The following is a 9,624-nucleotide window of genomic DNA, read 5'->3' on the forward strand; positions in this document are numbered from 1 at the left end:
GCGCAGAGCACACCGCCAGCGTGAGCGAGTTCAGAGCACTGGTTGATCAGCGAAGCACTCAGAGCGTGTCCATGTGAGAATGGCATCGGGTGCTCCCCGCAGCGAAATAAAGGAGGAGCGAAGCGGGGGACATTCGCGGAGGGGAGTACCCGGTGTCAGTCGCACTCGCCCTGAACAAGAGCGCTCGAACAACAACAGCCCCTAAGTCCGAACCCGTCCATCGCCCGTAAGCATCGACAGCTCGACAAACTTCGATGCCACGTGGCTCTTCGCAGAGAACGACACCTCGAACCCGCCGAACTGCTGCCGGTCGATGCTCTCCAGCCCCGCGATCAGGTTCTCGCGCGTCGCCTTGCCCGGTGCCTTGCGCAGGCCCTCTGTCAGTACCTTCGCGGCCAGATAGCCTTCCATGCTCGAGAAATTGGCGCTGGCGCCGCCGCCCGCCTTGCGCACCGCCTCCACGAATTCGCGCGTGATCGCGTTGGCCGGGTTGTACGGCGAGGGCACCACCTGCGTCACCATCACGCCCGCGGCGTCCTTGCCCAGTTCCTCGGCCAATGCCTGCGTGCCCACGAACGACATGTTGATGAACGTGCCGCCGTAGCCCGCCTTGCGCGCCTCGCGGATGAACGCCGCGCAGGCCTTGTAGGCGCCCACCTGGACCACTGCGTCAGGCCGCGCCGCCACCAGTGTTTTCACCGCCTGCGCCACGTCGGCTGAATTGCGCTCCACCGTCGCCAGCGCCACCGGCTTCAGTTCCTGCTGCGACAGCGCCAGCGTCACCCCGTCGAGCCCGGCCTTGCCGTAGGCATCGTTCTGGTAGAAGACCGCGATCTTCTTCAGCCCCAGGTGCGTGAGCTGCTTCACCATCAGTGCCGTCTCGTCGTTGTACGAGGCGCGCAGGTGAAACACGTTCTTGTGGAAGGGCTCGCGCAGCGACATCGCGCCCGTGAACGGTGCAATGAAGGGCACCTTGTCTTTCACCGCCAGCGGCAGCGCGGCCAGGCTGGTCGGCGTGCCGATGTAGCCGAACAGCGCGAACACCTCTTCGTCGATCAGCTTCTGCGTGTTGGCGGCGCAGCGGTCGGGCTCGTAGCCGTCGTCCAGGTTCTTGATGATCACCGCGTTGCGGCGCCCCGGCTGGGCGTTGTACTGGTCCAGGTACACCTTGGCGCCCTGGTGGAACTGGATGCCCAGTTGCGCCGCCGGGCCGGTGAACGGCGCCGACTGGCCCAGCACCAGCGGCGCTTCGCCTTGCGCCCTCGCGATGCCGAAGCCGCCCAGCGTGGCGGCGGCCCCCAGGGTCAGAGAAAAATGCCTGCGACTGATCATTTGCGAAAACCTCCCGATGCGCTCTGGCTTGCGCACAAATTAGACTCGCCCGATGGCCCACGCACCGGATACCTTGCTCGAAGAAGCACCTCCCCAGCCCGCAACCTCCACGGTGCTGGGGGCTTGCCCCCACGACTGCCCCGACACCTGCGCACTGGTTACAACCGTCAAGGACGGCGTGGCCGTGAAGCTGCAGGGCAATGCCGCCCATTCGCACACGGGTGGCGTGCTGTGCACCAAGGTGTCGCGGTACATCGAACGCAACGACCATGCCGAGCGGCTGGTGCAGCCCCTGAAGCGCGTTGGCCCCAAGGGCAGCGGCCAGTTCGAGCCGGTGTCGTGGGATGCCGCTCTGGACGACATCGCCGCGCATCTTCGGTCATTGCAGGCCGATCCTGAAGCAATTCTCCCCTACAGCTATGCGGGAACCATGGGGCTGGTGCAGGGCGAATCGATGGACCGGCGCTTCTTTCACAAGCTGGGCGCCACCCTGCTGGACCGCACGATCTGCTCCATGGCGGGCGGGGAGGCCATGGTCTACACGCTGGGCGCCAAGGTCGGCATGCGCATCGAGTTCTTCGCCGAGACAAAGCTCATCCTCATCTGGGGCAGCAACTCGATTGCCAGCAACCTGCATTTCTGGCGCCATGCCCAGGCCGCCAAGCGCGCGGGCGCACGGCTGGTGTGCATCGACCCGCGCAAGACCGAAACCGCCGACAAGTGCGACGAGCACATCGCGCTGCTGCCGGGCACCGACGCCGCCCTGGCGCTGGCGCTCATGCACGAGCTCATCACGCACGACTGGCTCGACCATGAATACATCGCCAACCACACGCTGGGCTGGGAGCAACTGCGCGAACGCGCGCTGCAATGGCCGCCGTCGCGCGCGGCGCAAGTCTGCGGCGTGCCCGAAGAGCAGATTGTGGCGCTGGCAAAAGCCTATGGCACCACCAAGCCGGCCGCCATTCGCCTGAACTACGGCATGCAACGCGTGCGCGGCGGCGGCAACGCGGCCCGTGCCATCGCCTGCCTGCCGGCCCTGGTGGGCGCCTGGCGCGACCGCGCGGGCGGCCTGCTGCTCAGCAGCTCGGGCCACTACCCGGTCGACCGCGCCGCGCTGCAGCGGCCCGACCTGCTGGCCGGCCGCCGGCCGCGCACCGTGAACATGAGCACCATCGGCGACGCGCTGCTCGACACCGCCAGGCCGGTGAAGGCCATCGTGGTCTACAACAGCAACCCCGTCGCGGTGGCGCCCGAGTCGGCCAAGGTGGCGGCGGGCTTTGCGCGCGAAGACCTGTTCACCGTGGTGCTGGAGCAGTTCCGCACCGACACCGCCGACTACGCCGACTACCTGCTGCCCGCCACCACGCAACTGGAGCACTGGGACATTCACTGCAGCTACGGCCACACCGACGTTCTGCTCAACCGCCCGGCCGTGGCGCCGCGCGGCGAGGCCCGCAGCAACGCCTGGGTGTTCCGCGAGCTGGCGCGCCGCATGGACTTCGACGAGCCCTGCTTCTCGGAGAGCGACGAGTCGCTGTGCCGCACCGCCTTTGCCGAAGACGCCATCGACTATTCGCAATTGCTGGCGCAGGGCTTCACCACGGTGAAGCTGCCCGAGGCGCCGTTTGCCGAAGGCCGGTTCCCCACGCCGTCGGGCCGCTGCGAATTCTTCAGCGCGCGCCTGCAGGCCATGGGCACCGACGGCCTGCCCGACCACGTGCCCAACTGGGAGCCGGCCGGCAGCTCGACCGAATTTCCACTGGCGATGATCTCGCCGCCCGCACGCAACTTTCTCAACTCGACCTTCGTCAACGTGACGAGCCTGCGCGCCATCGAGGTCGAGCCGCTGCTCGAAATCCACGAAGCCGACGCCGCCGCGCGCGGCATCGAGGACGGCGCCATGGTGCGCGTGTTCAACAAGCGCGGCGAGCACCGTTGCCGCGCCGAGGTCTCGCGCCGCGCGCGGCAGGGCGTGGTGCACGGCATGGGCATCTGGTGGCGCAAGTTCGGCATCGACGGCACCAACGTCAACCAGCTCACCAGCCAGCGCCTGACCGACATCGGCCGCGGCCCGACGTTCTATGATTGTCTGGTCGAGGTCGAGCGCGCGACCGAGGCTGCCCCGGCCCCTCTTGTCCCCTCTCTCTCCGGAAGAGAGCCAGGGTGAGGGCTGCCCCCGCATTCATCCTGATCGGCGCCTTGTCCCTCACAGGCTGCGCCGACCTCGGCTACTACTGGCAATCCGCCAGCGGCCACATCGGCATCATGCGGGCCGCCAAGCCCGTGCCCGAATGGCTGGCCGACCCGACCACGTCGGCAGCGCTCAAGGCCAAGCTCGAACTCACCCAGCGCATCCGCCGCTTCGCCGTGACCGAGCTGGGCCTGCCCGACAACCCGAGCTACAAGTCGTACGCCGACCTGCACCGCCCCGCCGCGGTGTGGAACGTGGTGGCCGCGCCGCCGTACTCGCTCACGCTCAAGAGCTGGTGCTTCCCGGTCGCGGGCTGCGTGGGCTACCGCGGCTACTACAGCGAGGCCGCCGCCAAGGCCGAAGCCGACGCGCAACGCGCGCTCGACCTGGAAGTGGCCGTGTACCCCGTGCCCGCCTATTCCACGCTGGGCTGGATGAACTGGGCCGGCGGCGATCCGTTGTTGTCGACCTTCATCGGCTACCCCGAAGGCGAGCTTGCGCGCCTCGTGTTCCACGAGCTGGCGCACCAGGTCCTGTACGTGGCGGGCGACACGGTGTTCAACGAGTCGTACGCCACCGCCGTCGAGCGCATCGGCGGCGGGCTGTGGCTGCAGCGCGAAGCCGGCGAAGCGGCCCGGCGCGAATACAGCCAGTTCGACGGCCAGCGCCAGGACTTCCGCGCGCTGGCGCTCAACACACGCCGCGCGCTGACCCAGGTCTATGAATCGCCCGAAGCCAAGGCCAAGGACTGGACCGTGGTGGAGGTGATGAAGAAAGCCGCCATGGCCGACTTCCGCGAGCGCTATGCCAAGTTGCGCGAAGGCTGGAGCGGCCCGCGCCAGGGCGCCTACGACGGCTGGGTGGCGCGCGCCAACAATGCGGCCTTCGGCGCGCAGGGTGCGTATGACGACCTGGTGCCCAGCTTCGAGAAACTTTTCGAGCGCCAGGGCCGCGACTGGCCGCGCTTCTACACTGAGGTCCGGCGCATCGCGGCGCTTCCCACCGAGGAAGAACGCCGCCGCGCGCTGCAGGCGGCCACCGGCATCCTGCAGACGCATGCCGACCCGACAACAACAACACACAACGACAACAACGGAGACCATCACGGTGCCTGACATCCTTATCGAACGCAACCACACCCTGGGCATCGCCGGCGCACGCGAAGTCGCGCGCCAATGGGTGCAACAGGTCGAGCAGGACTACGGCCTGGAATGCTCCTACACCGAAGGCAAGGACTGCGACGTTGCACAGTTCAGCCGCGCGGGCATCGACGGCACGGTGGAGGTCACGGCCGACACCTTCAAGCTGGAGGCCACGCTGGGCTTTTTGTTCAGCAGCTTCAGCGACCAGATCGAGCAGAAGATTTCGCGCAACCTGGACGCGCTGCTGGCGTCGCCCGACGGCGGTGCCGGCGGCAGCCGCTTCGCCTGAGCGGTTTCTTTCTCATCGAATGATGGTGTAGCCGCCGTCCGCTGGCAGCGCCGCACACCCGGATGCCATGACGCAGACCTCTCCTTCTTCTTCCTCTTCCCCTTCGGCCGCGGGCCCGCTGGCCGGCCTCAAGGTCGTCGAGCTCGGGCAGCTCATTGCCGGCCCTTTTGCCGCGCGCACGCTCGCCGATTTCGGCGCCGAGGTCATCAAGATCGAGCCGCCCGGCACGGGCGATCCGCTGCGCACCTGGCGGCTGCTGAAGGACGGCACCTCGGTCTGGTGGCAGGTGCAGTCGCGCAACAAGCGCTCGCTGGCACTCGACCTGCGCGAGCCCGAGGCACAGGCCATCGTGCGGCAGCTCGCGGCCGAGGCCGACGTGCTGATCGAGAACTTCCGCCCCGGCGCCATGGAAGGCTGGGGCCTGGGCCCCGATGCATTGCTGGCGGCCAACCCCGCGCTGGTGATGCTGCGCATCAGCGGCTACGGCCAGACCGGCCCCTACCGCGACCGCCCCGGCTTCGGCGTGGTGGCCGAGGCCATGGGCGGGCTGCGCCACCTCACGGGCGAACCGGGCCGCGTGCCGGTGCGCGTGGGCGTGTCGATCGGCGACACGCTGGCGTCATTGCACGGCGTGATCGGCGTGCTGATGGCGATGCAGCACCGCCATGCGACGGTGAGCGCCGAGCACCCGAAGGGCGTGGGGCAGGTGATCGACGTGGCGCTGTACGAAGCGGTCTTCAACTGCATGGAAAGCCTGCTGCCCGAGTACGGCGCCTTCGGTGCGGTGCGCGAGGCGGCCGGCAGCGCGCTGCCGGGCATCGCGCCGACCAATGCGTACCGCTGCGCCGATGGGGGCTACGCCATCGTCGCCGGCAATGGCGACAGCATCTTTCGCCGTTTGATGGAATGCATCGGCCGGCCCGACCTGGCGGCCGATCCGGCGCTGGCGGGCAACACGGGCCGCGTGGCGCAGGTGGACATGCTCGATGCCGCCATCGGCGACTGGGCCGCCGAGCGCACGGTGGACGAAGTGCTGGCCGCGCTCGATGCGGCGCACGTGCCGGCCGGCCGCATCTACACCATCGCCGACATTGCGGCCGATCCGCACTACGCCGCGCGCGGCATGCTTCAGCAGGTGCGCATGCCCGACGGCAGCGCGCTTTCCGTGCCCGGCTTCGTGCCCAAGCTGTCGCTCACGCCGGCCAGTCATCGGCACAACGCGCCGGCGCTGGGCGCGGACACCGACGCGGTGCTGAAGGAGATCGGGTTGAGCGCCGGGCAGATCGCCGCGCTGCATGCGCGCGGGATCGTCGGCTGACCGGTGCGGGTGGTGGTTGGGCGCTCGGGCGCTCAGGCCCGGAGGGATTCGATCAGGTCGATGTACTGCTGCTTGGCGTCGTCGGAACTCGTGCCCTTCACAGCGGTCCATGCGTCCCACTTGGCGCGCGCCACGAAGTCGCTGAAGCTGGGCTTCTTGGCGGTGTTGTCGCCTTCGGAGGCCTGCTTGAACAGGCCGTAGATCTTGAGCAGCGTCGGGTTGTCGGGGCGCTCGGCGAGCAGCTTGGAGTTGGCCTGGGCGGCTTCGAACAGGGTGTTGAGATCGGACATGGCGGTCAAATTGAAAAGCGGAAACCGCGCATCTTAAATGCCGAGGTACGTGCGTGTACCAGGCGTGCTCAGTCGCGCAGCCCCACCCGCGCCAGTTCTACATCCAGCCGCTCGCGCGCATCCGCGGGCTTCAGCGAAGCGGCCTTCTCGAACAGCCGGGTGGCCTCGGCCATGTGCGAGTCGCCGTGCAGCATGGCCAGCGCGCGGGCGTACTCCATCAGGCCGGCGGCCGAATCGGGGTGCAGCTCCAGGCCGTGCTCGAACAGCTCGATCGATGTCTCGGCGCGCACGCCGTAGGTCATGCGCCCGACCAGCGCGCCCACCTTGTCGATCACCTCGGCGTGGAAGGACGCCAGCGCAACGTGCGCGTCGGCATGCCGCGGCTGCAGCGCGATCACGCGTTCCAGCGCGCCCTTGAGCTTGCTGCCCAGGCCCTGCGCCAGCGCGCGCGCCACGCTGATGCCCTGGCTGTAGCGGCCCAGCGCATAGGCCTGCCAGTAGAGGGCGTGGCAGTTCTCGGGCTCGGCGGCGGCTTGCGCGCCGGCGCGTTCGATCACCTGGCGGAACATCGACAGCCGCACGGCCTCGCGCGGCTCGAGGTAGTTGGCGTAGATGGCGGTCGCCTGGTTGGCCAGCACCATGCCGTCGGCGCCATGCAGCAGGCCCAGCGTGGCGGCGCGTTCGAACTCGCCGCTGTGGAACAGCGCCCAGCCTTCGGCGAGCGGCGTGCCTTCGGCCGGCGGCGGCAGGCCGTTGCCGGCATGCAGGCGCTGCCAGTGCGGCAGCACGCTGCGGGCGTCGTAGCGCGGCACGTCGGCATAGGGCAGGGGTGTCCAGGGTTCCGCGTTGGCGGCAACCGGGCTGGCGGACATCAGCGAGAGCGGTTTGAAGTCTGGGTGGGGCATGGTGTCTAGACCGCCATATCGACAGGGGAGGCCGCGGCGCCGTCGTTGCCGCCGCTGGTGTTGCTGCTTTTCTTGCTGCTGTTGCTGTTGTTGCCGTCCTTGTTGTTGCCGCCGGCATCTTCTCCGTTGTAGGCATTGCTCAGTGTCAGCAGATGCCGCCGGGGTTCCTGCCCGAGGTAGGGCGCCAGCAGGTGCAGCGTGTGGTGGCCGCCGCGCATCAGCGCGCCCTGGGCATGCGCCGGCTCGAGCGCCTCGCGCGGGTTGCGCACGTATTCGTAGCTGAGCCAGTAGGTCAGCACCACGACCATGCTCTGCGCGAGCGTGTCGACCTCGTGCGCGTCGATCTCCAGGTGGCCGGAACGGCTCAGGCCGGCAATCAGCTGGCGGATGGCGCGGGCCTTGTTCTTCAGCACCAGCTGGAACTGGGTCTCGATGTGCCGGTTCTTGCTCAGCAGGTCGTTCAGGTCGCGGTAGAGAAAGCGGTAGCGCCAGATCAGCTCGAACAGGCTGTGCATGAAGAACCAGGCGTCCTCCACGTCGTGCACGCCTTCGCTGGCGTGGAGCAGCTCGTTGAGCTCGGCTTCGTAGCCTTCGTAGAGCTTGTTGATCAGCTCTTCCTTGGCCGGGTAGTGGTAGTAGAGATTGCCCGGGCTGATGTTGAGCTCGCCCGCCACCAGCGTGGTCGAGACGTTCGGTTCCCCGAAGCGGTTGAACAGGTCCAATGCGGCTTCGAGGATGCGTTGCGCTGTGCGGCGTGGCGCCTTCTTTGCCATGTCGGTGCCCCCGTGTGTCTCGTGGTCTCTTGGGGACACTCTAGCGTATGTGCACCGCACCATGAACGGTGCGGGACATGTTTTGCGGCGCTGATTTTTTGTGCAGTGCCGCAATATCGACAGGGTCAGCCGGCGCTGCCGCCTTTGTTGCGGCGCACGGTTTTCTTGGCGGCCACGGCGGGCGCCGTCTTGCGCGCAGCGGTCTTGCGGGCCGTGGCGCGGGCGGTCTTGGCGGGCGTGGCGGTTTCGCTGTGGCCGGCGGCGCTGCCACCGCGGTGTTTCAGCTGCGCTTCGAGGGCGTCGATGCGCGCCTGCATGGCGGCCACGTCGGCCGCAGAGGGCACGCCGAGTTTTTCGAGGGCGCGGGCCACGCGTTCTTCAAAAATGTTCTCGAGCTTGCCCCATTGCCCGGCGGCCTTGGTGCCGAACTCGCTGGCAAAGCCGGCCATGCGGGTCTGGGCCTGTGCCAGGGTTTCTTCGGCGGCCTGCTGCGTTTTTTTCTGCATGCCGGCGCCGTCTTTCACCAGTGCCTCGAAGGCCTTGCTGCCTTCCTGCTGCATCTTGGCGAAGGCGCCGAGGCCGGCAAGCCAGATCTGCTGGGCGGAATCCTTGATGCGGTCGGAGGCTTTGTTGTTGTTATCGCTGTCGTCGTTGGCGGTGGCCATGCAAATGTTCCTTGAAAGAGTCTGCTGAGTCGAATCGCAGGACTCTAGCCGCCAAGGGCCCTCGCCGTTAGAGCTTTCCGCCTAGTTGCAAGAAAAGCTCAGGGCGTGGCGCCGGCGGCGCGGCTGGTGTCGAGGTGGTTCTTGGCGCGTTCGGCCAGCGCCATTTCGCCGGGCGTGCCGGGCACGAAGGGCTGTACGGGAAGTGGCCGGCCGTGCGAGTCGACCGAGACGAAGACGATGAGGCACTCGGTGGTCTTTTCCATGGTGCCGCCCTTCATGTCGCCGCTGCGCACTTCGACGGAGATGTTCATGCTGGTGGTGCCGGTGTAGGCAAGGCGGGCTTCGACTTCGACGAGGTCGCCGATCATGATGGGCCGGTGAAAGCGGATGCTGCCGATGAAGGCGGTGACGCAATAACGTTTGGCCCAGCTGGTGGCGCAGGCGTAGCCGGCCTCGTCGATCCATTTCATGACCGTGCCGCCGTGGACCTTTCCGCCGAAGTTGACGGTGCTGGGCTCGGCGAGAAAGCGCAGGGTGATGGAAGACATGGGCGGCCTTTGTTTGTATGGCTGTGGGGTAGGGAGCCGCGATTATGCGAGCGGCTGTTCTCGGCTTTTGCGCCGCCCGTCTCCCGGGTGTGCACGCTTGTCTGCAAGGGCTGTGCCAGGGCTGCTGTTTGGGAGCGGGTTCGGGTTCGGGTGCGGGGTCATTCTTTG

General features: G+C 67.6%; 10 protein-coding genes. 4 read left to right on the forward strand and 6 right to left on the reverse strand.

Features of this window, described 5'->3' with window-relative positions; all coding sequences use genetic code 11:
* Positions 1–201: 201 nt before the first annotated feature.
* Positions 202–1,332, reverse strand: a complete 1,131-nt coding sequence (locus DBV14_RS21075; RefSeq protein ID WP_124461726.1) for an ABC transporter substrate-binding protein — start codon at positions 1,330–1,332, stop codon at positions 202–204.
* Between the two features lie 52 nt (positions 1,333–1,384).
* Between DBV14_RS21075 and DBV14_RS21080 the strand changes: the two genes are divergently transcribed.
* The 4 genes from DBV14_RS21080 (at position 1,385) to DBV14_RS21095 (ending at position 6,275) form a co-directional block, all read left to right on the forward strand.
* Positions 1,385–3,502: a molybdopterin-dependent oxidoreductase gene (locus tag DBV14_RS21080; protein ID WP_124461728.1), complete on the forward strand. Its 2,118-nt coding sequence runs from the start codon at positions 1,385–1,387 to the stop codon at positions 3,500–3,502.
* Positions 3,499–4,641, forward strand: a complete 1,143-nt coding sequence (locus DBV14_RS21085) for an aminopeptidase (RefSeq protein ID WP_124461730.1) — start codon at positions 3,499–3,501, stop codon at positions 4,639–4,641. The genes DBV14_RS21080 and DBV14_RS21085 overlap by 4 nt, the downstream gene beginning before the upstream one ends.
* Entirely contained in the window at positions 4,634–4,957 is a 324-nt protein-coding gene (locus DBV14_RS21090; RefSeq protein WP_124461732.1) for a polyhydroxyalkanoic acid system family protein, read from the forward strand. The genes DBV14_RS21085 and DBV14_RS21090 overlap by 8 nt, the downstream gene beginning before the upstream one ends.
* 67 nt (positions 4,958–5,024) lie before the next feature.
* On the forward strand, positions 5,025–6,275 hold the full coding sequence (locus DBV14_RS21095; protein ID WP_124461734.1) for a CaiB/BaiF CoA-transferase family protein: 1,251 nt from the start codon (positions 5,025–5,027) through the stop codon (positions 6,273–6,275).
* 32 nt (positions 6,276–6,307) lie between these two features.
* Here DBV14_RS21095 and DBV14_RS21100 read toward each other — a convergent pair whose 3' ends face one another.
* The 5 genes from DBV14_RS21100 to DBV14_RS21120 form a co-directional block, all read right to left on the reverse strand.
* The gene (locus tag DBV14_RS21100) at positions 6,308–6,565 is read right to left on the reverse strand and encodes an acyl-CoA-binding protein (RefSeq protein ID WP_124461737.1); all 258 of its coding nucleotides are present in this window, start codon (positions 6,563–6,565) and stop codon (positions 6,308–6,310) included.
* Positions 6,566–6,633: 68 nt separating this feature from the next.
* On the reverse strand, positions 6,634–7,470 hold the full coding sequence (locus tag DBV14_RS21105) for a hypothetical protein (RefSeq protein WP_185546080.1): 837 nt from the start codon (positions 7,468–7,470) through the stop codon (positions 6,634–6,636).
* A 5-nt stretch (positions 7,471–7,475) separates the two neighbouring features.
* Positions 7,476–8,243, reverse strand: coding sequence for a TetR/AcrR family transcriptional regulator (locus tag DBV14_RS21110; protein WP_260397155.1), 768 nt, complete (start codon positions 8,241–8,243; stop codon positions 7,476–7,478).
* Positions 8,244–8,368: 125 nt separating this feature from the next.
* Positions 8,369–8,908, reverse strand: a complete 540-nt coding sequence (locus DBV14_RS21115) for a phasin family protein (RefSeq protein ID WP_124461738.1) — start codon at positions 8,906–8,908, stop codon at positions 8,369–8,371.
* Positions 8,909–9,006: 98 nt separating this feature from the next.
* Complete coding sequence (locus DBV14_RS21120) at positions 9,007–9,456, reverse strand: acyl-CoA thioesterase (protein ID WP_124461740.1); 450 nt, start codon at positions 9,454–9,456, stop codon at positions 9,007–9,009.
* Between the last annotated feature and the right edge of the window lie 168 nt (positions 9,457–9,624).

The sequence above is a fragment of the Variovorax sp. KBW07 genome (genome assembly GCF_003852515.1).
GTDB lineage: Bacteria > Pseudomonadota > Gammaproteobacteria > Burkholderiales > Burkholderiaceae_C > Variovorax.

Bases quoted from the DNA above. Each gene is read 5' to 3' on its own strand.
- DBV14_RS21100 (WP_124461737.1), bottom strand. From the start codon at position 6,565: ATGTCCGATCTCAACACCCTGTTCGAAGCCGCCCAGGCCAACTCCAAG.
- DBV14_RS21120 (WP_124461740.1), bottom strand. From the start codon at position 9,456: ATGTCTTCCATCACCCTGCGCTTTCTCGCCGAGCCCAGCACCGTCAAC.
- DBV14_RS21080 (WP_124461728.1), top strand. From the start codon at position 1,385: ATGGCCCACGCACCGGATACCTTGCTCGAAGAAGCACCTCCCCAGCCC.
- DBV14_RS21095 (WP_124461734.1), top strand. From the start codon at position 5,025: ATGACGCAGACCTCTCCTTCTTCTTCCTCTTCCCCTTCGGCCGCGGGC.
- DBV14_RS21110 (WP_260397155.1), bottom strand. From the start codon at position 8,243: ATGGCAAAGAAGGCGCCACGCCGCACAGCGCAACGCATCCTCGAAGCC.
- DBV14_RS21105 (WP_185546080.1), bottom strand. From the start codon at position 7,470: ATGCCCCACCCAGACTTCAAACCGCTCTCGCTGATGTCCGCCAGCCCG.
- DBV14_RS21075 (WP_124461726.1), bottom strand. From the start codon at position 1,332: ATGATCAGTCGCAGGCATTTTTCTCTGACCCTGGGGGCCGCCGCCACG.
- DBV14_RS21115 (WP_124461738.1), bottom strand. From the start codon at position 8,908: ATGGCCACCGCCAACGACGACAGCGATAACAACAACAAAGCCTCCGAC.